The 23,623-nt window shown below is 68.2% G+C and carries 24 protein-coding genes and 1 tRNA gene; 15 read left to right on the top strand and 10 right to left on the bottom strand.

The window, feature by feature from the left end:
• Nucleotides 1–56 precede the first annotated feature (56 nt).
• On the top strand, nt 57–1,613 hold the full coding sequence (locus ACT009_RS06425) for a spinster family MFS transporter (RefSeq protein WP_445193509.1): 1,557 nt from the start codon (nt 57–59) through the stop codon (nt 1,611–1,613).
• 3 nt (nt 1,614–1,616) lie between these two features.
• Here ACT009_RS06425 and ACT009_RS06420 read toward each other — a convergent pair whose 3' ends face one another.
• Complete coding sequence (locus tag ACT009_RS06420; protein ID WP_445193508.1) at nt 1,617–2,162, bottom strand: superoxide dismutase family protein; 546 nt, start codon at nt 2,160–2,162, stop codon at nt 1,617–1,619.
• A 23-nt stretch (nt 2,163–2,185) separates the two neighbouring features.
• Nucleotides 2,186–2,752: an RNA 2',3'-cyclic phosphodiesterase gene (gene thpR, locus ACT009_RS06415; protein WP_445193507.1), complete on the bottom strand. Its 567-nt coding sequence runs from the start codon at nt 2,750–2,752 to the stop codon at nt 2,186–2,188.
• A 123-nt stretch (nt 2,753–2,875) separates the two neighbouring features.
• Here thpR and ACT009_RS06410 point away from each other — a divergent pair, with 123 nt between their 5' ends.
• The 4 genes from ACT009_RS06410 to ACT009_RS06395 all read left to right on the top strand — a co-directional run bounded on the left by ACT009_RS06410 (nt 2,876) and on the right by ACT009_RS06395 (nt 6,030).
• The gene (locus ACT009_RS06410; RefSeq protein WP_445193506.1) at nt 2,876–3,628 is read left to right on the top strand and encodes a Bax inhibitor-1/YccA family protein; all 753 of its coding nucleotides are present in this window, start codon (nt 2,876–2,878) and stop codon (nt 3,626–3,628) included.
• Nucleotides 3,629–3,965: 337 nt separating this feature from the next.
• A complete protein-coding gene (locus ACT009_RS06405; RefSeq protein WP_445193505.1) occupies nt 3,966–4,742 on the top strand; it encodes a transglutaminase-like domain-containing protein in 777 nt (258 codons plus the stop codon).
• A gap of 89 nt (nt 4,743–4,831) precedes the next feature.
• On the top strand, nt 4,832–5,086 hold the full coding sequence (locus ACT009_RS06400; protein ID WP_445193504.1) for a hypothetical protein: 255 nt from the start codon (nt 4,832–4,834) through the stop codon (nt 5,084–5,086).
• A gap of 386 nt (nt 5,087–5,472) precedes the next feature.
• Nucleotides 5,473–6,030, top strand: coding sequence for a hypothetical protein (locus ACT009_RS06395; RefSeq protein ID WP_445193503.1), 558 nt, complete (start codon nt 5,473–5,475; stop codon nt 6,028–6,030).
• Nucleotides 6,031–6,033: 3 nt separating this feature from the next.
• On the opposite strand, the gene ACT009_RS06390 is transcribed toward ACT009_RS06395, so the two are convergent.
• Nucleotides 6,034–6,765, bottom strand: a complete 732-nt coding sequence (locus ACT009_RS06390) for an extensin-like domain-containing protein (RefSeq protein ID WP_445193502.1) — start codon at nt 6,763–6,765, stop codon at nt 6,034–6,036.
• Nucleotides 6,765–7,511, bottom strand: coding sequence for an NUDIX hydrolase (locus ACT009_RS06385; RefSeq protein ID WP_445193501.1), 747 nt, complete (start codon nt 7,509–7,511; stop codon nt 6,765–6,767). Before ACT009_RS06385 ends, ACT009_RS06390 begins: the two co-directional genes overlap by 1 nt.
• Before the next feature lie 121 nt (nt 7,512–7,632).
• Here ACT009_RS06385 and ACT009_RS06380 point away from each other — a divergent pair, with 121 nt between their 5' ends.
• Nucleotides 7,633–8,886, top strand: coding sequence for a glycosyl hydrolase family 8 (locus tag ACT009_RS06380; protein WP_445193500.1), 1,254 nt, complete (start codon nt 7,633–7,635; stop codon nt 8,884–8,886).
• 51 nt (nt 8,887–8,937) lie between these two features.
• On the opposite strand, the gene ACT009_RS06375 is transcribed toward ACT009_RS06380, so the two are convergent.
• A tRNA-Ala gene (locus ACT009_RS06375) sits at nt 8,938–9,013 on the bottom strand.
• A 161-nt stretch (nt 9,014–9,174) separates the two neighbouring features.
• Between ACT009_RS06375 and ACT009_RS06370 the strand changes: the two genes are divergently transcribed.
• Nucleotides 9,175–10,164 (top strand): NADP-dependent oxidoreductase, encoded by a 990-nt coding sequence (locus tag ACT009_RS06370; RefSeq protein WP_445193499.1) that lies wholly within the window; start codon nt 9,175–9,177, stop codon nt 10,162–10,164.
• 99 nt (nt 10,165–10,263) lie between these two features.
• On the opposite strand, the gene ypfJ is transcribed toward ACT009_RS06370, so the two are convergent.
• The gene (gene ypfJ / locus ACT009_RS06365; RefSeq protein ID WP_445193498.1) at nt 10,264–11,178 is read right to left on the bottom strand and encodes a KPN_02809 family neutral zinc metallopeptidase; all 915 of its coding nucleotides are present in this window, start codon (nt 11,176–11,178) and stop codon (nt 10,264–10,266) included.
• 112 nt (nt 11,179–11,290) lie between these two features.
• On the opposite strand from ypfJ, the gene ACT009_RS06360 reads away from it, so the two are divergent.
• Both ACT009_RS06360 and ACT009_RS06355 read left to right on the top strand, forming a co-directional pair.
• Nucleotides 11,291–12,076: a 3-hydroxybutyrate dehydrogenase gene (locus ACT009_RS06360; RefSeq protein WP_445193497.1), complete on the top strand. Its 786-nt coding sequence runs from the start codon at nt 11,291–11,293 to the stop codon at nt 12,074–12,076.
• Complete coding sequence (locus ACT009_RS06355; RefSeq protein WP_445193496.1) at nt 12,073–12,684, top strand: DUF4893 domain-containing protein; 612 nt, start codon at nt 12,073–12,075, stop codon at nt 12,682–12,684. The genes ACT009_RS06360 and ACT009_RS06355 overlap by 4 nt, the downstream gene beginning before the upstream one ends.
• A gap of 87 nt (nt 12,685–12,771) precedes the next feature.
• Here the strand turns inward: ACT009_RS06355 and ACT009_RS06350 are convergent, their stop codons facing one another.
• Nucleotides 12,772–13,290 carry a hypothetical protein gene (locus ACT009_RS06350; RefSeq protein ID WP_445193495.1) on the bottom strand — a complete coding sequence of 173 codons (519 nt, stop codon included), beginning with the start codon at nt 13,288–13,290 and terminating at the stop codon, nt 12,772–12,774.
• Between the two features lie 435 nt (nt 13,291–13,725).
• On the opposite strand from ACT009_RS06350, the gene ACT009_RS06345 reads away from it, so the two are divergent.
• Complete coding sequence (locus ACT009_RS06345) at nt 13,726–15,108, top strand: helix-turn-helix domain-containing protein (protein ID WP_445193494.1); 1,383 nt, start codon at nt 13,726–13,728, stop codon at nt 15,106–15,108.
• A 41-nt stretch (nt 15,109–15,149) separates the two neighbouring features.
• On the opposite strand, the gene ACT009_RS06340 is transcribed toward ACT009_RS06345, so the two are convergent.
• Genes ACT009_RS06340 through ACT009_RS06330 form a run of 3 tightly spaced genes read right to left on the bottom strand, consistent with a single transcriptional unit; the run spans nt 15,150 to nt 16,680 of the window.
• The gene (locus ACT009_RS06340; protein WP_445193493.1) at nt 15,150–16,100 is read right to left on the bottom strand and encodes an aldo/keto reductase; all 951 of its coding nucleotides are present in this window, start codon (nt 16,098–16,100) and stop codon (nt 15,150–15,152) included.
• Complete coding sequence (locus ACT009_RS06335; protein ID WP_445193492.1) at nt 16,097–16,294, bottom strand: hypothetical protein; 198 nt, start codon at nt 16,292–16,294, stop codon at nt 16,097–16,099. Before ACT009_RS06335 ends, ACT009_RS06340 begins: the two co-directional genes overlap by 4 nt.
• A gap of 5 nt (nt 16,295–16,299) precedes the next feature.
• Complete coding sequence (locus ACT009_RS06330) at nt 16,300–16,680, bottom strand: hypothetical protein (protein WP_445193491.1); 381 nt, start codon at nt 16,678–16,680, stop codon at nt 16,300–16,302.
• 103 nt (nt 16,681–16,783) lie between these two features.
• Between ACT009_RS06330 and ACT009_RS06325 the strand changes: the two genes are divergently transcribed.
• From ACT009_RS06325 to ACT009_RS06305, 5 genes are all read left to right on the top strand, one after another.
• Entirely contained in the window at nt 16,784–17,737 is a 954-nt protein-coding gene (locus ACT009_RS06325) for an ArsR/SmtB family transcription factor (protein ID WP_445193490.1), read from the top strand.
• Entirely contained in the window at nt 17,734–18,675 is a 942-nt protein-coding gene (gene metF, locus ACT009_RS06320) for a methylenetetrahydrofolate reductase [NAD(P)H] (protein ID WP_445193489.1), read from the top strand. The genes ACT009_RS06325 and metF overlap by 4 nt, the downstream gene beginning before the upstream one ends.
• Before the next feature lie 144 nt (nt 18,676–18,819).
• Nucleotides 18,820–19,866: a homocysteine S-methyltransferase family protein gene (locus ACT009_RS06315; RefSeq protein ID WP_445194032.1), complete on the top strand. Its 1,047-nt coding sequence runs from the start codon at nt 18,820–18,822 to the stop codon at nt 19,864–19,866.
• A gap of 147 nt (nt 19,867–20,013) precedes the next feature.
• A complete protein-coding gene (gene metH / locus ACT009_RS06310; RefSeq protein WP_445193488.1) occupies nt 20,014–22,599 on the top strand; it encodes a methionine synthase in 2,586 nt (861 codons plus the stop codon).
• A complete protein-coding gene (locus ACT009_RS06305; protein WP_445193487.1) occupies nt 22,599–23,534 on the top strand; it encodes a right-handed parallel beta-helix repeat-containing protein in 936 nt (311 codons plus the stop codon). Before metH ends, ACT009_RS06305 begins: the two co-directional genes overlap by 1 nt.
• The last annotated feature ends 89 nt before the right edge of the window (nt 23,535–23,623 follow it).

Genomic DNA, 23,623 nt, shown 5'->3' with positions numbered 1-23,623 from the left:
CGCTTCGCGGGCCGGCACGCCTCTGATACCCCCGCCGCAACAAGCGGGGAGAGAGCATGACCGAAATCGCTTCGGCCGACCAGAAGACGTCGCGCTACGCCTGGTACGTGCTCGCGATCCTGTTCCTCGTCTATGTCCTTAACTTCGTCGACCGGCAGGTGATCTCGATCCTCGCCGAAGACATCAAGCGCGACCTGAAGCTGAAGGACGAGGATCTCGGCTTCCTCTACGGCACCGCGTTCGGGGTGTTCTATTCGCTGTTCGGAATCCCGCTCGGGCGGCTCGCGGATAACTGGAACCGGGTGCGGCTGATGACGATCGGGCTGACGCTGTGGTCGACGATGACCGCGCTGTCGGGCCTGTCGCGGACCGGCGGGCATCTCGCCGCGGCGCGGATCGGGGTCGGCATCGGCGAGGCGACCGCGAGCCCATCGGCCTATTCGCTGATCTCCGACTATTTCCCGAAGCGGCTGCGCGCCACCGCGCTCGCGATCTATTCGGCGGGGCTGTATGTCGGTGGCGGCTGTTCGCTATTCATCGGCGGGCTGATCGTACAGGGCTGGAACAAGGCCTATCCTGGCGGCGGGCCGTTCGGGCTGGTCGGCTGGCAGGCGGCGTTCCTCGCGGTCGGCATTCCGGGGTTGCTGGTGGCGATCTGGATCGCGACGCTGAAGGAGCCGATCCGCGGTGCGGTGGAGGGATTGCCCGAGCCGGCGCGACACCCGGCACCGTTCCGCGCGTTTCTGGGCGAGCTGGTCACGATCCTGCCGCCGTTGACCCTCATCGGCGCGGCGCAGGGCGGCGCGCGTGCGCTGGTCGTCAACCTGATCGGGCTGGCGGTGGTGAGCGCGAGCGTGCTCGGCCTCATCGCGATCGGCGAGCCCTGGCCGCAATGGGTGGCGATCGGGATCGGCGTCTACGCGGTGTTTTCCTGGGCCAACGCGCTGAAGCGGCGCGACTTGCCGACCTTTGCGCTGATCGTCGGCACTCCCGCCTTTCTGTGCACCGTGGTCGCCTACGGGCTGAACGCGTTCGTCAGCTATGCGGCGAGCTTCTGGGCGGCACCCTACGCGCTCAGGGTATTGCATGCGTCGCCGGCGGACGCGGGCTTCTTCATCGGGGCGAGCGGCGCGCTCTCGGGATTCCTGGGGGTGACGCTCGGTGGCGTGGTCGCCGACCGGCTGCGGCGGGGCAATCCGGCGGGGCGGCTGATTGTGGTCATCTTCGGCGCGGTGGTGCCGGTGCCGTTCCTCACGCTGGCGTTCACCGCCTCGTCGACGCCGATCCTCTATCTCGGGCTGTTCGTCGCGCAGATGACCGCGAGCTGCGCGCTGGGCGCGGCGGCGGCGACGACGCAGGATCTGGTCCTGCCCCGGATGCGCGGCACCGCGACGGCCACCTTCTTCATCGGCACGACGCTGATCGGGCTGGCGATGGGGCCGTATCTCGCGGGGCGGGTATCGACGCTGTCGGGCAGCCTGTCGACGGGCATGCTGTCGCTGCTGCTGAGCGTGCCGATCACGCTGGCCACCGCGATCGCGGCCTACCGCCTCGTCCCCGCTGCCGAACGCACCCGCGAGGAGCGCGCGCGGGCGGCGGGCGAGGCGATCTAGCGGTCAGCTCGCGGCGAGCACGCCGCAGGCGATGCGGCCGCCGCTGTTGCCGGAGGGATCGGTCTTGAGATCGTCCGCCGCGGCATGGACGACGATCGCGGCGCCGTCGGCATCGAGCAACGCCGCCATCGTGCCGCCGGGGATCGTCACGCCCAGCGTGCCGCGGCCGTCGGTGCCGACGATCAGGTTGGGCAGGTCGCCCTCGTGCGGCCCTTGCGCGTTCATCGCGCCGTGCTTCATCGCGGTCGGGTTCCAATGGCCGCCCGCGGTGGTGAAGTCGGGCGCGTCGCAGCGGCCGGTCATGTGGACGTGGACGCCGTGGGTGCCGGCCGGCATGCCCTTCACGTCGATCGTGTAGCGCAGCCCGCCTGCGACGTCGGTCGCGGTGGCGCGTCCGACATTGACGCCGCTCGCGTTCGCCAGCGTTGCGGTCGCGGAGGCGCCGCCCGCAACCGGCGAGCCGATGTCCATCCGGTGGTCGCATCCTGCCAGCGCCCCCGTCAGCGCCAGCGCCGCCACGGTGCCCGTCATCGCCAAAACCATCCGCATGCCGTCGTCTCCCTTGATCTGCGTCACGAACCCGGTGCCGCGGCCCGGGTTCCGAGTTGCCAGCGCATCACCGGTTCGTAGACCGCGCCGTCACGCCCCAGGATGCTCTCGTACAACACCAGATGCGGCAGCGCGAACGGCTCGCTGGCGAGCCCGGCGTTGGTCGCGAGCCAGCGCTCGACCTCCAGCTCGGCGCCGGCGGCGCGCGGCATCCGCGCCAAGGTGACGTGCGGGATATAGGCGCGACGTTCCGGCTCCAGCCCGGCGCGGACGCAGGCGTGATCGACCTTGCGGTGGAGCGCTTGCAAGGCGTCGTGCGGAGCGAGCGCCGCCCAGAGCGTGTCGGTGCGGCCGCGGTGCGCGAAGCGCCCGACCCCGGCCAACGACGCCGTCGGCGCGTCGGCGTACAACCCCGCGAGGGCGGCGGCGACATCTTCGGCAACCGGCCGCTCGACCGCGCCGATGAAGCGCAGCGTGACGTGAAGCTGGGCGTCTTCCTGCCACCGCGCGGCCCCGATATCGCCCATCGCCGCGAGGAGGCGGGCTCGGATCGGCGGAGGGGGACGGAGCGCGACGAAGAGGCGGATCATGATGCTTTGTAATGTTCCATTGCTGGACGTGTACCCCCGTTCCGGTTCCGCTTGAATTCCCCCGAGCAGAGGCCGATATTCGTCCTAACCGGCACCCGGCCGGACGAAGGAGTTATTCACCCAATGGCAAACTGGTCTGACCCCCGCCCGAACGCATCGCCGTTCCAGGCACGGTCCGCCGATGCGACGCAAGGTGTCGCGTTCGACGCGGGCCTGCGGTCGTACATGCTGTCGGTCTACAACTACATGACTTCCGGCGTGCTGCTGACCGGCATCGTCGCGCTGGCCTTTGCGTGGGGCGGCATCAATTCGCCCGCCGCGCAGGTCTATATGGGCGGCGGGATCCTCAAGTACATCCTGATGTTCGCGCCGCTCGCGATGGTGTTCGCGATGAGCTTCGGCCAGGCGCGGATGAGCACGTCCACGATGCAGATCATGTTCTGGGCCTTCGCGGTCCTGATGGGCCTGTCGCTGTCGACGATCTTCCTGGTCTATAGCGGTACGTCGATCGCCGGCGCGTTCTTCGCGACCGCCTCTGGCTTCGCAGCGCTGAGCCTCTACGGCTACACCACCAAGAAGGACCTGTCGGCGCTCGGCACGTTCCTGATCATCGGCCTGGTCGGGCTGATCGTCGCTAGCCTGATCAACCTGTTCCTGCAGTCGGGTCCGCTCGGCCTGGTGATCAGCGCGGTCGGCGTGCTGCTGTTCGCTGGCCTCACCGCCTACGACACGCAGAAGACCAAGAGCCTGTACTTCCAGGTTGCCGGCACCGACATGGTCGGCAAGGCGGTCGTGATGTCGGCGCTGACGTTGTACCTCGACTTCATCAACATGTTCCTCTTCGTGCTTCGCCTGTTCGGCTCCAGCCGCAACTAAGCGTCGCTTCGACGGTCAATTGGAAAGGGTCCGGCGATCGGTTCGCCGGGCCCTTTTTGGTGAATTCGCTGCTGCGGCGCGGTGACGATGGGCCCGCCCCGTCAAATTTCAGGCTGACCTCTGCAAGACTATCCCGTCACCCCGGACTTGATCCGGGGTGACGCTCGCTTGTCGAAGAACCAGTTCTTGAAATTGCAGCCTAGCGGGACCCCGGATCAAGTCCGGTGTGACGAGAATGGATTTGATCTGGTGAGTTTCGCAGAGGTCTCGCCTATGCGGGAATGATGGGCCAGATAGTCCCATCCCACCTCCAGCCAACCAGCCATAAGGAAACCAGATGCGGCTCTCGATCGAGGTCGATCTCGAATATCATTTTGCCGAGGCATCGGACGTGCTGCTCCAGATCGAGGCGGCGGTGATGCCCGACCAGCGGCTGGTGACGGAGTCGCTCAGCGTGTTCAGCAATTCGCCAATCCGCGCGGTGACCGGCGAGGACGGGATCGGGCAGCGATGCCTGGGGCGAGGGGAGGGCGCGTGGCATGCCGAATACCGCGCGACGGTCGACATCGATCGCCCGACGGTCACGCTCGGCAACCTGGCCGCGACCGAGGTGCGCGATCTCGACGGGCATCTGATCCCGTATCTGCTGCCCAGCCGATACTGCCAGTCGGACCGCTTCGAAGGTTTCGTGCACCGCGAGTTCGCGGGTCTGACCGGCGGCGCACTTGCGCGCGAGCTGGTCGACTGGGTGGCGGGTTCGCTCGATTATGCCAGCAACGCGAGCACGGGCGAAACCACCGCGCTCGACACCTTTGCGAGCCGTTCGGGCGTATGCCGCGACTATGCACACCTGCTGGTGACGCTGGCACGGGCGGGGGGCATCCCCGCGCGCTGCGTGTCGGCCTATGCGCCGGGGGTCGATCCGCCCGATTTCCACGCGGTCGCCGATCTCTGGCTCGACGGCGACTGGCGTCTTGTCGATGCGACGCGGATGGCGGACTGTTCCGACATCGCCCGAGTGTGCGTCGGCCGTGACGCGACCGACATCGCGTTCATGACCGCGTTCGGCAAGACCGAGATGCGCCGCCAGTCAGTTCGCGTCGTCGCGGTGTAGCGCGCCGGAACGGATCGCCTGCACCGACCGTTTCAGACACGTACCGGAAACAAGCTCGATCAAGGGCCGACCACGGATAGGATTATCGCATGACCGATATCGACCAGCGCGCGCTCGACAGCCTTTCGGTGGCACCGGGCCGCGACGATGCGGGGCAGGACAAGTCGATCGCCCGCCGTCTCGAAAAGAACCCCGAGAGCAAGGACGCCCGGCTCGACAATGCGCTGGACGAGTCGATGGACGCGAGCGACCCGCCGGCGTCGACCCAGCCATCGGCCAATGAGCCGGCACCGTCGTCGGGCTTCGACGAAGAGGCCGAACGGAAGCTCCGCGACGGGGGGTGAGGTTCAATTCCTCTGCGGTGAAAAACGCTCGTGCCCCGGCGAAGGCCGGGGCCCAGGTTCGCAGGTCCTATTCGGTGGGCGACCGCTTAGTTGCCTAGCTTCTCCAAACTGGGCCCCGGCCTTCGCCGGCGTACGCTGACCGGGGCTGAACGCTTCGCTACCTGACCGCAAGCAGCTTATCGTCCCAAAGCCCACCGCTGCTGTTGCCCCAAATCCTCATCTCCCCCGCCATCTCTTCTCGACCTGCTCGGTTCGTCGCAAGCGATGTTGCGGCGCAACAGCTTTCATGATGCCATCCTGAATGACGGACGACGGGGCGGTAAGCGTTACGTTAACCACCCTGGATTATAGTCGGCCGGTATCACTGGCGGGGCGGGGTGACGGATATGGGTTCGAGAATGAAGCCGGCCGAAGGCGCGATGACACTGGCCGAGATGAAGGAGTTCGCCGGCTTTCCGGCAGCGACGCAGCGCTACATCCGGCGCTCGCTCGACGTTGGGCTCGATCGGGACGACGCGATGGCGTTGTGGTCGCGCGACGTCGTGGAATCCGCCAGTATCCGGGCGCAGGCGCGGATCTATCGCAACCTTGCCGACCTACGCGAGATCGTTCCCGACGACGCCGATCTACAGGCTGTCGAACCGTTCCTGGCGCCACTGGTGACCCTGGTCGCGTTCGATCTCGGGCAGGGGCGGCTGACCAGCTTCTCCGCGTTCCGTTTCCTCTACGAACGGCTGATCGGCGCGCAGGTGCGGCCCTGGCTGCCGAGCGCGTTCTGCGCCGCCGCGGCGCTGCCGCATCTGCATCCGGAGCTGCGGCGCAAGCTGCTCCAGTCGATCAGCGAAGCCGCGGCGACCGCATCGGGCTGGTCCAACCGCCAGCCGGCGTTTTTCCCGCATTGGGTCGAGAAAGTCGACACCGGCTCGGCGACGCTGTCGACCTGACCGTCAGCGGCACGCTCGCCAGCCGAGCGCGCCGCGGTTCGCCTGGTCGAGATGCAGATGATCGCGGTGGGCGGCGTTGTAATCGGGTGACAGGGTGGTCGCGAACAGCCTGCACGCGCCGTCGCGCACGTCGCGCAGGAACGCCGACCGATTGCCTGCGTCGCGCCAGTCGCCGATCACCGTGATCCGCCGGCCATCGGCGAGCCGGAAGCCGGCGATGTCGATCGCATCCGCGGTGGCGTGCTCGCTCCAGGTGCCCGAATCGCGACCGTAGATGCGGCGACAGTTGAAGCTGCCGAAATGATCGATCCGCACCACCCGCTGGCCGAAATGGCGCTGTGCGGCAGGCTGGACGACGTTCCACTCCCACACCGCCAAGGCCGCTGCGACCGGGCAGGCGACTCCGACGCTCTCGGGCGCATAGCCGATCCGCCGCGCGCCGCCCGCGGCGAAGCGGACGCCATCAGCATAGCCGCAATGCGCGCCGTCGCGGCGGGGCGGCAGGACGGTGTAGCGGACCCCGGCGCGGTCGAGCAGCGCCCGACACCGGCCGAAATCGTCGCCCAGTGCGGCGAGCTTCCTGCCCGTCGACAGGCCGATCGGCTCGCCGAGATCGAGCGGGGTCCAGGGGAGATCCTGCGGCCGTCCGCTCATCGTCGCCCAGAGCAGGAACAGCCCGGCCACCGCCACGACGAGTGCGACGATCCAGCCGAGCGCACGGCGCAGCGCCCGCATCAGCCGCGCAGCGTGCTCGTCATGCGTTCGGCGGTGACCGGGTAGCCGAGATCGTCGGGGATGCAGAGGAAGTCGCCGTCGGGGCGCGCCTCGACGACGGGGGTAATCGTGCGCACGGGGTGCGCGGCGGCGTCCGCCACCGCCTCGTCGAAGCTGGCGAAGCGCGCGAGCCGTTCGAGGTTGCGCCGGGTCGGGAAGATGATCGTCGCGCGCCCGGCATCGGCATCCGCGAGCACCTGCGCGGCGGTGGACCAGAACAGCCCGACGTTCTCGGTGCCGTCGACGATCGCGCCCGGCGCCTCGACGGGCAGCCGCGCCAGATAGAAGCGGGTATCGAAGATCCGCATATGCGCATGCGCCGGCAGCCAGCGCGCGAAATAGTGGAGCGCGTCGAGATCGAGCGAGCTACCCGCAGCGGCGAGCACCTCGGCGAAGGACCTGCCGGCATGAAGGCCGTCGCGCATTGTCGCTAGCGTCGTCGGATCGGGGATCGGCCGCAGTCCGATCGGCAGGCCGGCTTCCTCGATCGTCTCGCGGATCGCGGCGATGCGCGCGGCGCCGTCCTCCGCCATCGCCATTGTCGATGCGAGCGCATGGTCGCCGGGATCGATGCGCCCGCCGGGGAACACCAGCGCGCCGCCGGCGAACGCCATCGCCTTTGCGCGTTCGACCATCAGCAACTCGGGCGCGCCCGCGGCGTCGCGGAAGATCACCAGCGTCGCGGCGGGAATGGGATCGGACGTCATCGGCGCGCTCTTTCGGGCTCGGCCAGGGGATCGACCGAAGACCTGCGGTGCCAGATCGACCGAACCGCGAACAGGACAAAATCGGCGCGACTGGCGAGCGGCGGCTTGTTAGACCTCCATGATGACGATGCTCATCCTGTCGATCGCCGCTGCGCTAGCGATGCCCGCGGCGACGGTGCCTGCGCCGACGTCTGGCGCCGCGGAGACGGAGCACTATCGCAATCTGTTTCGCGAATGGCGGCCGTCGATCGAAAACCGCGCGATCGACGCCAAGCTCGACCGCTATTGGCATTCGCTGTTCGAAGGCGGCGACGACGAGCGGGTCTATTATGCCGCGCCACCGACCGCGGACGGGCCGGCGGCTTATATCCTCGACGTCGGTAACGACGATGTGCGGAGCGAGGGCATGTCCTACGGGATGATGCTGGCGGTGCAGATGGATCGTAAGGCGGCGTTCGACGCGCTGTGGAACTGGGTGGCCACGCACATGCGCTACAAGGACGGGCCACGGGCAGGCTATTTCCGCTGGCAGTGCACGCGCGAGGGCTGTCCAAAGGATACCGTGCCCGCGTCGGATGGCGAGGAATACATCGCGACCGCGCTGCTGATGGCGTCCGCGCGCTGGGGGGACGGGCGGGGCATCTATGCCTATGCCGCGCAGGCGAACGCGATCCTAGACGTGATGCTCCACAAGGAGGAGATGAACGGCGGGGTGGTCGCAGGCGTCACCAATATGATCGACGCGCAGCAGCGGCAAATCGTCTTCGTGCCGCAGGGCCGCGCCGCCGGGTTCACCGATCCCTCCTATCACGTGCCTGCCTTCTATGAGTTATGGGCGCGGCAGGCGGCAGGGTGGCGAGGCCGAACCGCCGAAGATCGGGCGCGATGGCGCGCGGTCGCAGCCACCAGTCGGAGCTTCTTCGCGAGGGCGACGCATCCCCGCACCGCGCTGTCGCCGGATTATGCCGAGTTCGACGGCCGCCCGAAGGCGATCGACGGCCATGGCGATTTCCGCTTCGATGCGTTCCGTACCGCCGCCAATTGGGCGGTCGACCAGGCATGGTGGGGCAAGAACCCGCAGGCCGCAGCCCTCACCGATCGGCTCCAGCGCTTCTTCGAAGGTCAGGGCGAGTATTATTCCGCGGTCTACCGGATCGACGGCACGCCGCTCGGCCGGGAACGCTCCACCGCGCTGATCGCGACCAACGCGGTCGCCTCGCTCGCCAGCCCGGCACCGCCACGCGGTACGTTCGTCGCTGCGCTATGGGCGCTCGATCCGCCGCGAGGACGCTGGCGCTATTATGACGGGCTGGTGCAATTCATGGCGACGCTGCACGTGGCGGGGCGGTTCAAGGCGTATGAGCGAGTGCGTTGAGCATTGCCTGGGCTGAGAACTTTGCCGCCATTTTAACGGCTTCCGGAGCGGTGGTGGAGCTGAGCGGAATCGAACCGCTGGCCTCTGCAGTGCGATTGCAGCGCTCTCCCATCTGAGCTACAGCCCCGCGCCCGGAACCCCGACATTGCCGGGTGGGATGCCCTTAGCGAGCCTTTTCAGGCGATGCAACATGGCCTTGGCCCGGCTTCCTCCGTCCTCTCCGCTTTTTCGTTGCGACGGTACGCTTGCGGGTCCACCGCACGGACAAACATCATGAGGAGAGAGACGATGGCACATGCTTGGACCTTGGCGTCGCGACCGCACGGCATGCCGACCGCGGGGAATTTCGCGCTGATCGATCTCGGCGACGCGCCGCTCGGCGAGGGCGAGGTGCGGGTGCGCAATCACTGGCTGTCGGTCGATCCGTACATGCGCGGCCGGATGAACGACGTGAAGAGCTACACCCCGCCGTTCCAGATCGGCGAGGCAATGCAGGGCGGCGCGATCGGCGAAGTGGTCGAGAGCCGGTCCGATCAGTTCAAGGCGGGCGACCTGGTCCAGCACATGGCAGGCTGGCGCGACGAGGCGGTGGTGCCGGCGTCGCAGCTCCAGCCGCTGCCGCAACTCGCGGTCGATCCGCAGGCGTATCTGGGCCAGCTCGGCATGCCCGGCATGACCGCCTATTTCGGGCTGCTCGAGGTCGCCTCCGCGAAGGAAGGCGACACCGTGTTCGTGTCGGCGGCGGCGGGGGCGGTAGGCTCCACCGTGGTGCAGATCGCGAAGGCGAAGGGCATGCGGGTGATCGGTTCGGCGGGCGGCGCGGAGAAATGCGCCTGGGTCGAATCGCTCGGCGCGGATGCGGTGATCGACTACAAGGCCGATCTGCCGGTGGTGAAGGCGCTGGGCGCGGCGGCGCGGACCGGGATCGACGTGTATTTCGACAATGTCGGCGGCGAGCATCTAGACGCCGCGCTGGCGCATGCCAATGCCGGGGCGCGGTTCGCGATTTGCGGAATGATCGACGTCTACAACAGCGGCGCGGCAACGCAGCTGCGCTATCTGGCGCGGCTGATCGGGATGCGGATCAGGATGCAGGGGTTCATCGTCAGCGACTATGCGAGCCGCGCGCCCGAATTCTACCGCGAGATGGGTGGCTGGCTGCAGGACGGCAAGCTGACGCGCGAGGAGACGATCGTCGAGGGCCTTCAGGCGATGCCTGACGCCTTCCTTGGGCTGTTCACGGGCAGCAACCGCGGCAAGATGCTGGTGCGGGTGTAGGCTTCGTCCCGAGTACGCCGTTCTCTTGCGAACGAAGGAGCCCAGAGTCGCGAGGCTGGATGCTCGTGGCTCCGGGCTCCTGCTTTCGCAGGAGCAGGGTTAGATCGCGCCGGCGAAGGTGTCGCACTGAGCGGGATCGCCGGTATCGATCCCGCGCTTGAGCCACTTCATGCGATCCGCCGAGCTGCCATGGGTGAAGCTGTCGGGAACGACGCGGCCCTGCGACTGCTTCTGCAGCGTGTCGTCGCCGATCGCCTGCGCCGCGGTCAGCCCCTCCTGGAGGTCGCCCGGTTCCATCCGGTCGCGGTTCGCCGCGGCCCAGACGCCTGCATAGCAATCCGCCTGGAGTTCGAGGCGCACCGACGCCGCATTGCCTTCGGTCTCACTGCCGCGGCGCTGGGCCTGCTGGACCTGGTCCGAGGTGCCGAGCAAGTTTTGGATGTGGTGGCCGAACTCGTGCGCGATCACGTAATCCTGCGCGAAATCACCTTTCGCGCCGAACTTGGTCGCCAGTTCGTCGAAGAAGCTGGTGTCGAGATAGATCCCCTGATCGGTCGGGCAGTAGAACGGCCCCATCGCCGACTGCGCCGCGCCGCAACCCGAGCGACCGTCGCCGCCGTAGAAGACCAGCTTGGGCTCCTGGAACTGCTTGCCGCCGCGCTTGAAGAGCGCCTCCCAGGTATTTTCCGCGGATTGGAACGCGTTGCAGGCGGCCTTGCTCTGCGGGGTGAGGTTGCAGCTCGTCGCGACGTCGGTGCCGGCGCGCTGGGTGGTCGCCGGGGCGGAAACCTGGCTGCCGCCGAACATGCTGCCGAGATTGCCGAGCCCGCCGAACACCGCGAGCAGGATCAGCACGACGACGATACCGCCGCACCCGAAGCGACTGCCGATCATCGGCAACAGGCCGAGCAGCAATCCGCCGCCACCGCCGCCGCCGCCGAAGCCGCCACCGCCGCCTTGGCCGCGTTGATCCTCGACGTTGATGTCGTTCGGGTCGAAATCGTCGAGCCGCATCGGTTGCCCCCTTATCTGTTCGCTTGCGAGGCAAAATGCGCGGCAGCGGCGGGAGTTGCAAGCGACCGCCGCGGCGCGCAGTAGCGGCCCCAGGCGCTGCAGGAGATTTGCCATGTTTCTCGAGGGTAAGACCGCGATCGTCACCGGCTCCACCTCGGGGATCGGCCTGGCCTATGCGCGGGCGTTCGCGGCGAAGGGCGCGGCGGTGGTGATCAACGGCTTCGGCGAGGCGGCGGCGATCGAATCGCTCCGCGCAGAACTCGCCGCGACCAGCGGGGCTGGTGCGCTCTACGATGGCGCGGACATGACGCGGCCCGACGAGATCGCGGCGATGGTCGATCGCACGGCGCGGGCGCTGGGATCGGTCGACATCGTCGTCAACAATGCCGGCATCCAGCATGTCGCCCGGATCGAGGACTTCCCCTCGGACAAGTTCGAGGCGATCATCGACATCAACCTCAAATCCGCCTGGTACGTGATGCGCGCGGCGGTGCCGCACATGAAGGCGAAGGGGTGGGGACGGATAATCACGACCGCATCGGCGCATTCGCTGGTCGCGAGCCCCAACAAGAGCGCCTATGTCATGGCCAAGCACGGGGTCGCGGGCCTGACCAAGACGATCGCGCTGGAGACCGCGGCGGCGGGGATCACGGTCAACTGCATCTCGCCCGGCTATGTCTGGACGCCGCTGGTCGAGGCGCAGATCCCCGACACGATGGCGTCGCGCGGGCTGACCCGCGAGCAGGTGATCGACGACGTGCTGCTCGCCGCGCAACCGACCAAGGCGTTCGTCACCCCGGAACAGGTCGCGGCGCTGGCGCTGTTCCTCTGTCGCGACGAGGCGGCGTCGATTACCGGCGCCAATCTGTCGGTCGACGGCGGCTGGACGGCGGCGTGAGCCGCCGCGTGCCGGTGGCGATCGCATGCGCCTTGATGGCGATCGGCAGCGGCAGCGTCGCGCAGGATCGGCGTGGCGAGGCGGACTGGCGCAAGGCCGCGACGATCGCGGATCGGGCTCGCTTGCGGCAGTGGCGCGCGGCCTGGATCGAGGCGCTTGCCACGATGAAGGCGAACGGGGCGGGGCCGACGATCGCGGCCGATCCGGCGCTGTTCGATCCAGACCGGGTGCTGCCCGATGCCGGGCTGCCCGCGGGCGACTATCGCTGCCGGGCGCTGCGGCTCGGCATGGTGGGAGCGGGAGCGACGCGTACCATGGCGTGGACGCCGTGCGCGGTGGCGACTGCGGCCGGCGTCGCAACCCTCGAGATCGTCGGTGCGCTGCGGGTCAGCGGGCGGCTCTACCACGATGCCGGGGCGCGGCTGGTGTTCCTCGGCGTGCTCGGCTTCGGCGACGAGCGTCGGGTGATGCGCTACGGCCGCGACGGCACCCGCGACATGGCGGGGGTGGTGGAGCGGGTCGCGGTGAAGCGCTGGCGGCTGGTGCTGCCCTACCCGCATTTCGGGGGGACGATGGATCTGGTCGAGATCGTCCCGCGGGGCGATTAGACCCTCGAATCCTCCAGCTTCGTTGCCACATTTCCTCCTCCTGCAGGGGAGGAGTTGGATCGGCTGCGATCCTGACCGAAAACCGCCCTAATCGGCCGAAGCGACGGTGGCTTTCACCGGAGCAAGCGGCGGTAGCGTGGCGAGGTACGCCGCCGCGGGCAGGTCGATGATCGTGACGGTCGCGCGGTTCGCCGCGGCGACCGCGAGCAGATAGGCGCGGGGGCGCTTCATCAGCTTGGGGTGATCGAGCCCGGTCAGCCCGATCGTCCGCGCCGCCTCCATCACGAAATGGACGCAGTTGCGCTTGTTGAGGTTGTAGCGACTGTCGCCGGTCTTCGCATCCCACGCTGCGGCGAGCGCGCGGACCTGCGCATATTGCGCATCCGTCAACACCACCGAAAAGCGCGCGTCGCTGCCCAGGATATTGCCGCGCGCGCCGATTTCCAGCTTACCGGCGACGGTGCCTAGCAGGATCGCGGGGGTCAAGGTCTTGGCGGTGAAGCCGTAGCTGGTGTCGATCGGCGCGCCGCGCGCGTCCGGCGTGCCCCTCAGCGTGAAGAACGCGTGCGGGAAGGTGTTGCCGAATTCGTGGCTCCAGAATGTCATCGTGACCGCCGCGTGCGCAGGCGCTGCGCACAGGAGCCAAGCGAGGGCGAGCAGCAGGCGGATCATGGTCGAACCGCAATAGAGAACGAAGACATACCAATCACTTGACGATCATGCTCCCGCCTTGGCGCGAGAGGCAAGCAGGAAGCGACGGGAAAACGAGAAATACTCGCCGGCGACGAGCGCCGGCGAGTACCTTTCCTCCCCAGGAACGATGGGCGATGGTGGCGCTTGGCGCTTCTACCTGTCGGCTCTTTACAGCCGGTCGCCATGAAGTGTTGCCGGCTTCCTCCTGTAAGATCGGGCGAACCGCAATCTCGCTTACCGATCGTGCGGTGTCTCAGCGTGCGGGCGATCGACCGCTGCGCTGTCCGCTTGTAAACTGTTGACAAGGATCGGGCTGGTGGAGAGACCGGTGGCGAGGGGGAACTCACTATGGCTGATCGCAAGCTACTCGCCGGCCACGCGGTACGGCGCCTGCGGCGCCAGGCGGGGCTGACCCAGGCGGCGATGGCCGAGATGTTGGGGATCAGCCCGAGCTACCTCAACCTGGTCGAACGCAACCAGCGCCCGGTTTCGGCGGCGCTGCTGGTTCGGCTCGCGGAGAGCTTCGACTTCGATCCACGCGCGCTGGCGGCAGCGGAGCCGGGCGGCGGGGCGGATGCGATGCGGCGGCGGCTGGCGGACCCGCTGTTCGCGGATCTCGAGATCGACCGCAACGAACTCGGCGACTGGCTGCTCGCCGCGCCGGGGGGGGCGGAGGCGTTCGCGCGGGTGTTCGACCGGCTCGTCACCGGCGGCGTGGCGCCCGCCGCGGCCGATCCGGCGGCGGGCGTGCGCCGCGAGATCGAACGCTGGCGCAACCATTTCGCGGACCTCGATGCGGCGGCGGAAGCGCTGGCGGACGAGCTTCGGCTCGGCTCTGGCGACCTCTACGGCGCGATGGCCGAGCGGCTGCGAGTCAAGCACGGCCTGATGATCCGGATCCTGCCGATCGACGTGCTGCCCGACATGCTCCGGCGCCTCGACCTCCATGCGCGTCAGCTGCAATTGAGCGAGTTGCTCGATGCCGCGTCGCGCACCTTCGCAGCGGCGTTCCAGCTCGCGCAGATCGAGGCACGGACCGAGATCGAGGCGCTGACCCGCGGCGCGGCGTTCGAGGACCGCGCGCAAGAGCGGCTCTACCGGCGCCATCTCACCAGCTATTTCGCGGCGGCGGTGATGATGCCCTATGCGCGCTTCCTGCGGGCGTGCGAGGCGACCGGCTATGACATCGAGCTGCTGCAACGGCGGTTCGGGGCGGGGTTCGAACATGTCGCGCACCGACTGACGACGCTGCAGCGCGTCGGCGCGCGGGGCGTGCCGTTCTTCATGATCCGCATCGATCGCGCCGGGCAGGCATCGAAACGCTATGCCGGGGCGAGCGGTGCGGCACTGGTGCAGGCGGAGGGACGCTGCCCGCTGTGGCGGCTACACCACGCGTTCGACCGGCCGGGGCGGCTCGACGTGCAGCTGGTCGAGCTGGAGGACGGCGCCCGCTTCCTGACGATGGCGCGGACTGTTTCGCCGCAGGGGGGGCGGATCGGGGCGGTCACCGCCGAATTTGCGATCGGCCTGGGGGTCGAGATCGGACTGGCGGGTACACTGGCAGCGGCGGGCGGCGTCGACCTGGCGGGAGCGGCGACGCCGATCGGGCTAGGCTGCCGGGCGTGCTTCCGCAGCGAATGCCCGCAGCGCTCGATCGCGCCGGCCGGCCGGGCACTGACGATCAACGACCGCGAACGGCGGATGAGCGCGCTGACGTTTGCGGGGGATTGAGGGGCTCGCGTTCGCAGGAGCCCGGGTGTGGGGTCGACCCGCTAAGCCCCGGCGTTGGTCAGCCGGTCCAGCTGCTCCTTTGACAAATCCAGCGTCATCGCACCCAGCAGTTCGTCGATCTGCTCGACCTTGGTCGCGCTGGCGATCGGCGCGCTGACACCGGGCTGCGCGATCAGCCAGGCGAGCGCGATCTGCGCCAGCGACGCGCCCGTCTCGGCGGCGACCGCGTCCATCGCGTCCAGCACGGCCTTGCCCTTGCCGCTCAGCAACTCCGTCATGCGGCCGCCGCGCACGCTTTTGCCGAGGTCCGCTTCGCTGCGGTACTTGCCGGTCAGGAAGCCGGAGGCGAGCCCGTAATAGGGCAGCACGCCGATATTCTCGGTGGTGCAATAATCCTGCAGCTCGCCTTCGAACTTGTGGCGGCTCACCAGATTATATTCGGGCTGGAGCACGTGGTAGCGCGGCAGCTCTGCCGCCTTGGCGCCATCGACCGCCGATTTCAGCCGCGCGGCGTGGAAGTTGGAGGCGCCGATCACGCGGACCTTGCCGGCGTCGACGAGCTTGCCGAACGCGGCGAGCACCGCGTCCTGTGCGACCGAGTCGTCGTCCTGATGCGCATAATAGAGGTCGATGCGATCAGTGCCGAGCCGCGTCAGCGATGCCTCGGCGGCAGCGATGATGCGCGCGGGGGCGAGCTTCTCGCCGCCCTCGCCAGGGAGCATGCCGACCTTGGTCGCGATCAGCACGGCGTCGCGCTTGCCGCTCGCCTTCAGCCATTCGCCGATCATCGTCTCCGATTCGCCGCCCTTATGGCCGGGCACCCAGGCCGAATAGACGTCGGCGGTGTCGATCATCGTGCCGCCACCGGCGACGAACGCGTCGAGCACTGCGAAGCTGGCGTCGCGATCGGCGGTCCAGCCGAAGACGTTGCCGCCGAGCACCAGCGGCGCGATCTGGAGGTCGGTGGAGCCGAGGCGGCGCTTGACGGTCATGGCGTGGTCCGATCGTTGGCGGTCGCGCCGGGCGCGAGCGCGATGCTGTTCGCGTCGAGCATCTCGGCCGCGTCGTCGAGTTGCTGCGCCTGATCGGCGGTGACGGTGCCGGGCTGCGGGTCGGGTGCAGACGAGCAGGCGCAGAGCAACAGCGCTATCGTCGCAGTCTCGCCGCATCCCTGCAGCCCGCGCATCCGCATCAATCCTTCAGCGACCGGCCCGCCTTTTCGAGGAAGTTGCCGGTCGCGTCGACCGCCCGGTCGGCACCCTTGTCGATCGCGGCGCCGGCGCGGTCCGCGCCTGCCCCGATCCGGTCGCCGGTGCGAGCCGCGCCGGCTTCGATGCGGTCTCCGGTCCGGTCGCCCGCAGCCTCGATCCGATCGCCGCTGTTGTCCATCGTCGCCTCGGCCGAGCCGAGCGCCGCGTCGCTCGCCGCATCGACGTCGCGAACCGCGTTCTGGGTGGTCGCGTTGGCGTCGGCCGCGATCGCATCGCCTGCCTCGGCCGACTCGTTCTGCGCCTTCTGGCTGCACGCCATCAGCGCGAGCGCAGCGGCGGCGGGGATCAGGAAACGCTTCATGGTCATTCTCCTAAGGTGAATCCGCATCAGGCGTCAGGAACGCCGCGCGTCCCGTTCGGGTCCGCGTTGACCACATATAAAGATATCTTTATATGTCGTTCCGATGACCCTAGCTCTCGACATCTTCCGGGCTCTTGCCGACGCGACGCGACTGCGCATCTTCTCGCTGTTGCGATCGATGGAGCTGTCGGTCGGAGAACTCGCACAGGTGCTCGGGCAAAGCCAGCCGCGGGTTTCGCGGCACGTGAAGATCCTCTGCGATGCGAGGCTTGCGGAACGCCGCAAGGAAGGCAGCTGGGTGTTCGTCGCGCTGGGCGACCAGGCGGCGGTGGCCCCGGTCGCGGCGGCGCTTGACGGCTGGGTGGCGCGCGAGCCGGATCACTGGGCGGTTGCGGATGCGGCGCGGCTCGCCGCGGTGCGCGCGGACCGGGCGGCGAGCGCGGCCGCGTGGTTCGAAGGGCATGCCGATCAGTGGGACGCGATCCGCTCGCTCCACATCGCCGAGGACCAGGTCGAGGCGGCGATGGCGCGGTTGCTCGGCGACGGACCGATCGGCCGGCTGATCGACATCGGCACGGGCACCGGGCGGATGCTCGAGCTGTTCGGCGCGCAGGCGGAGGCGGCGCTGGGGATCGATCGATCGTCGGAGATGCTGCGGCTGGCGCGCGCCAAGCTCCATGACCGGGCGAACACCGAATTGCGCCAGGCGGATCTCTATGCACTGCCGATGGCGGACGGGGCGGCGGACGTCGCGATCCTCCACCACGTGCTGCATTTCGCGCAGCAGCCGGGTGCGGCAATCGCGGAAGCGGCGCGGGTGCTGGGCCCCGGCGGGCGGCTGCTGATCGCCGACTTCGCCCCGCACGACCGCGAGGAATTGCGCGCGCGCGATGCGCATAGCCGGCTGGGGTTCGCGGACGACCAGATCGCGACCTGGTTCGGCAATGCGGGATTGCAGGTGGCGCGGACCGAGACGCTCGAGGGCGGCGAATTGACAGTGACATTATGGTTGGGGCGGCGGGCCGGGGCCAGCTTGCGCGAGGTGAAGGCGGCATGACGATGATTTCTGTGAACCAGCTCGAAGAGGCGCGGGTCGCGCTCGAAGCACCGCTCTATGCCGACGTCGCGGGGGACCTCGAGGTCAGCTTCGAATTCTTCCCGCCAAAGACCGAGAAGATGGAAGAGCAATTGTGGGAGGCGGTGCGGACGCTGGAGCCGCTCGCGCCGAGCTTCGTGTCGGTGACCTATGGCGCGGGCGGCACGACACGTGAGCGGACGCACGCCACGGTCGCGCGGATCCAGCGCGAGACGAGCCTGGCGGCGGCGGCCCACCTGACCTGCGTGGAGGCGACCAAGGCCGAGATCGATCAGGTCGCGGAGGAATATTGGGCGGCGGGCGTGCGCCACATCGTCGCGCTGCGCGGCGATCCGCCGACGCAGGGCAAGTTTGTCAGCCACCCCGGCGGCTACGAGAATGCCGCGGCGCTGGTCGCGGGGCTGAAGCGGCTCCACCCGTTCGAGGTCTCGGTCGCGGCCTATCCCGAATGCCACCCGGATTCGACCGACATCGCGGCGGACATCGACAATCTGAGGGCCAAGCTCGACGCCGGTGCGACGCGTGCGATCACGCAATTCTTCCATGAGCCCGACACGTTCTTCCGTTATCGTGACAAGGCGTCGGCAGCGGGGATCACGGCGGAGATCGTGCCGGGGATCATGCCGGTGACCAACTTCGCCAGCGTGGTGCGGATGAGCGCGATGTGCGGCACCGACGTACCGGCGTGGATGGCGCGGCTGTTCGACGGGCTGGAGGATCACCCCGCGGCACGGCAACTGGTCGCGGCGACGCTGGCGGCGGAACTGTCGCGCAAGCTGTATGCGGGCGGGGTGAAGTCGCTTCACTTCTACACGCTGAACCGCGCGGAACTGGCGTTCGCGATCTGCCATCTGCTGGGGGTTCGCGCGAAGCCGGTGAGTGCGGCGGCGGCGGCTTGATCATCAACTCCTCCCCGGCACGGGGAGGGGGACCAGCCAAAGGCTGGTGGAGGGGGCTCTCCACTAGCGAACCCTTCGTGGAGAGCCCCCTCCACCGGCTGCGCCGGTCCCCCTCCCCGTGCCGGTGAGGATTAGGAAAGAATGATGACGGTTCGTGAACAGCTGAATGCCGAGGCCGCCAAGCGGGTGCTGATCACCGACGGTGCGTTCGGGACCGAGATCCAGAATTGGAAGCTCGACGAAGCGGCCTATGCGGGGTCGCTCGGGCTCGGGCACGACCAGAAGGGCAACAACGACATCCTCGCACTGACGATGCCCGAGGTGCCGGAGACGATCACCCGGGCCTATCTGGACGCGGGATCGGACATCGTGTCGACCAACACCTTCAGCGCCAACGTCATCAGCCAGGCGGATTACGGCGCGGAGGCGCTGGTTCGCGACATCAACCTCGCCTCGGCGCGGATCGCGCGGACGCTGGCGGACGAATATGCCGCGCGCGACGGCCGCCCGCGCTTCGTCGCCGGTGCGATCGGGCCGACCAACAAGACGCTGTCCCTCAGCCCCGACGTCAACGATCCCGGCTTTCGCGAGATCGGCTTCGACTATTTGAAGGACGTCTACCGCGAACAGATCGACGCGCTGGTCGAGGGTGGCGTGGACTTCATCCTGATCGAGACGGTGTTCGACACGCTGAACGCCAAGGCCGGGGTGATGGCGGCGATCGAGGCGGGCGATGCGCTCGGCCGCGACTTGCCGATCATGCTGTCGATGACGCTGACCGACCTCTCCGGGCGCAACCTGTCCGGGCATACCGTCGAGGCGTTCTGGCATGCGGTGCGACACGCGCGGCCGGTGACGATCGGGCTCAACTGTTCGTTCGGCGCGGAGCAGCTGCGGCCGCACGTCAAGACGCTCGCCGAGCTGTGCGACACGTTGATCATGGTCTATCCCAATGCCGGGCTGCCCAACGAGCTCGGCGAATATGACGAGATGCCCGATACGACCGCGGGGCTGGTCGGCGAGTGGGCGGATGCGGGGCAGGTCAATGTGCTCGGCGGGTGCTGCGGGTCGACCCCGGCGCATATCCGCGCGATGGCGGACCGGGTGCGCGGGGTGGCGCCGCGGCAGGTGTCGAAGCCGCCGGTGGTGACCCGGCTCGCCGGACTGGAGCCGTTCACGATGGCGGCTTAGGCAAATCCTCCCCGGTACGGGAAGGGGGACCATGCGGAGCATGGTGGAGGGGGCTCTCCACCAGCGGTGACGATCGTGGAGAGCCCCCTCCACCGCTCTGGCGAGCGGTCCCCCTCCCCGTAACGGGGAGGATTTGAGTAGAATCAAATGACCAATTCCTCCGCGCAATTCGTGAATATCGGCGAGCGCACCAACGTCACCGGATCGGCGGCGTTCAAGAAGCTGATCATGGCCGGGGACTATCCCAAGGCGGTGGAGGTCGCGCGCCAGCAGGTCGAGAACGGCGCGCAGGTGGTCGACGTCAACATGGACGAGGGTCTGCTGGACGCCGAGTTCGCGATGACCACCTTCTTGAAGCTGATCGCCGCGGAGCCCGACATCGCGCGGGTGCCGTTCATGATCGACAGCTCCAAATGGAGCGTGATCGAGGCGGGGCTGAAGTGCGTCAGCGGCAAGCCGATCGTCAATTCGATCAGCATGAAGGAGGGCGAGGAACAGTTCCTCGCGCAGGCGCGCAAGTGCATGGCCTATGGCGCCGCGGTCGTGGTGATGGCGTTCGACACGGTCGGGCAGGCGGACACCCAGGCGCGTAAGGTCGAGATCTGCGCGCGCGCCTACGACCTGCTGGTCGGCATCGGCTTCCCGCCCGAAGACATCATCTTTGATCCCAACATCTTCGCGGTCGCGACGGGGATCGAGGAGCACAACAACTATGCGGTCGACTTCATCGAGGCGTGCAAGGAGATCAAGGCGCGCTGCCCGCACTGCCATATCTCGGGCGGGCTATCCAACCTCAGCTTCTCGTTCCGCGGTAACGAGCCGGTGCGGCGGGCGATGCATTCGGTGTTCCTCTATCATGCGATCCCCGCGGGGCTCGACATGGCGATCGTCAATGCCGGGCAGCTCGACGTGTACGACACGATCGACGCCAAGCTGCGGACCGCGTGCGAAGACGTCGTGCTCAACCGCGATCCCGAGGCGGGAGACCGGCTGGTCGCGCTCGCCGAGAGCTATCGCGGCACCGATGCGGTCGCAGAAAAGCAGGCGGCCGAGTGGCGCAGCCTGCCGGTCACCAAGCGCCTTGAATATGCGCTGGTGAAGGGCATCGACGCGCATGTCGTCGACGATACCGAGGAATGCCGCCAGCAGTTCGCACGGCCGATCGAGGTGATCGAGGGACCGTTGATGGACGGCATGAACGTGGTCGGGGACCTTTTCGGATCGGGCAAGATGTTCCTGCCGCAGGTGGTGAAGTCGGCGCGGGTGATGAAGAAGGCGGTGGCGCACCTCCTGCCCTTCATCGAGGCCGCCAAGGAGCCCGGCGCCAAGGGCAAGGGCAAGATCGTGATGGCGACCGTGAAGGGCGACGTCCACGATATCGGCAAGAACATCGTCGGCGTCGTGCTCCAGTGCAACGGCTTCGACGTGGTCGATCTGGGCGTGATGGTGCCGTGGTCGAAGATCCTGGCGGCGGCGAACGAGAACGACGCCGACATGATCGGGCTGTCGGGGCTGATTACGCCGTCGCTCGACGAGATGGTGACCGTCGCCGAGGAGATGAAGCGTGCGCGGATGACGATGCCGCTGCTGATCGGCGGCGCGACGACGTCGAAGGTGCATACCGCGCTGCGCATCTCGCCCGCCTATGACGGGCCGGTGGTGCACGTGCTCGATGCCAGCCGCGCGGTGGGCGTTGCGACGACGCTGGTGAGCGACACCGGGCGCGACAGCTATGTCGCCGGGATCGCGGCCGATTACGAGGCGGTGCGCGAGGCGCGCGCGAACAAGGGCCAGAACGATCTGCTGCCGCTCGCCGAGGCGCGGGCGCGGCAGTTCCCGACCGACCTGGCGCTGAAGGCGACGCCGGCGGCGAAGCCCGGTCTGCATGTGTTCGACGATTGGGATCTCGCCGATCTGCGCCAGTATATCGACTGGACGCCGTTCTTCCGCGCGTGGGAGCTGGCGGGGACCTATCCCGCGATCCTCGACGACCGCATCGTCGGCGAGAGTGCGCGGGGGCTGTTCGCCGACGCGCAGGAGATGCTCGACCGGATCATCGCCGAGAAATGGCTGACCGCGCGCGGGGTCGTCGGGCTGTGGGCGTGCCGGCGCGAGGGCGACGACGTGGTGCTGGAGGACGGCACGCGGCTGCCGTTCCTGCGTCAGCAAATCGCCAAGCGCGAAGGCCGCGCGAACATGTGCCTGGCCGACTTCATCGATCCCGCGGGCGACTGGATCGGCGGCTTCGCGGTCGGCATCCACGGCATCGACTCGCACATCGCGCGGTTCAAGGCGGGGCACGACGATTACAACGACATCCTGCTGAAGGCGCTCGCCGATCGGCTGGCGGAGGCGTTCGCGGAGGCGCTGCACCTGCGGGTGCGGACCGACCTGTGGGGCTATGCGGCGGGCGAGCAGCTGACAAACGAGGCGCTGATCCGCGAGCAGTATCGCGGCATCCGCCCAGCGCCGGGCTATCCGGCCTGCCCCGAGCATTCGCTGAAGACGACCTTGTTTGAGCTGCTGGGCGCGACCGAGAGGACCGGGATCACGCTGACCGAGAGCTTCGCGATGCTGCCGACGTCGGCGGTGTCGGGCTTCTATTTCGGCCATGCACAATCCGAATATTTCGGGGTGGCGCGGATCGGCGCCGACCAGGTCGCGGACTATGCGGCGCGACGCGGGGTCGAGATCCAGCAGGCGGAACGCTGGTTGCGGCCGAACCTCGACTGATGGCGGGCACGCGCATCCTGCCGCTGCTGCTGGCGATCGGCCCGCTCCTCGGGGCGGCGGCGGGACCGGCGCCGTTCACGGTCGTCGAGACCGGGCGGCGCTTCGCCGACCTGCAAGCCGCGGTCTCGTCGGTGCGGATGGGCACGGCGACGATCCTGATCGCGCCGGGCACCTACCGCCAATGCGCGGTGCAGTCGCGCGGACGGATCACCTACAAGGCGGTGACGCCGGGCAGCGTGATCTTCGAACGGGCGGTGTGCGAGGACAAGGCGGCGCTGGTGCTGCGCGGGGCCGCGGCGACGGTCGACGGGCTGGTGTTCCGCGGCTACCGGGTCAGCGACGGCAACGGCGCGGGAATCCGGTCCGAAACCGGCGATCTCGTCGTGGTCCGCTCCAGCTTCCTCGACAGCCAGGAGGGCATCGCGGGCGGCCAGCCGGCGGCGCAGCGGATCGTCGTCGACCAGTCGGATTTCGCGGGGCTGGGGCAGTGCGACGAGGCGCCGAACTGCTCGCATTCGATCTACCTCGGCAATCGCGGCGAGGTGACGGTGACGCGGTCGCGCTTCTCGCGCGGGACCGGCGGTCATTACATCAAGCTGCGCGCGCCGCGGGTGACGATCACCGACAACCGCTTCGACGACCGCGCGGGAGCGAAGACCAATTACATGATCGACCTGCCCGAAGGCGCGACCGGCACGATCGCGCGCAACCTCTTCGTGCAGGGGCCGCGCAAGGAGAATGGCTCGGCGATGATCGTGGTCGGCGCGGAGGCGAAGACCTATCGATCGGCGGGGCTGCGGATCGAGGGCAACGAGGCGATGCTCGGGGCCGGCGCTTCGTCGCGGCCAGCCTTTGTGGTGGACTTCAGCCACGAGCGGCTGGCGCTCGGGCGCAACCGAGTCGGTTCGGGGGTGCGCGGGTTCGAGCTGCGATGAGCGGCTTTCGGTAACGCGTGTCGTGCTCCCGCGAAGGCGAGACCTCTGCGAACGTCGTCGAATTCGCCACATCCGTTCGTCACCCCGGA

The organism is Sphingomonas sp. Tas61C01, assembly GCF_052567495.1.
This window is presented reverse-complemented; position numbering and strand designations above follow the sequence as displayed.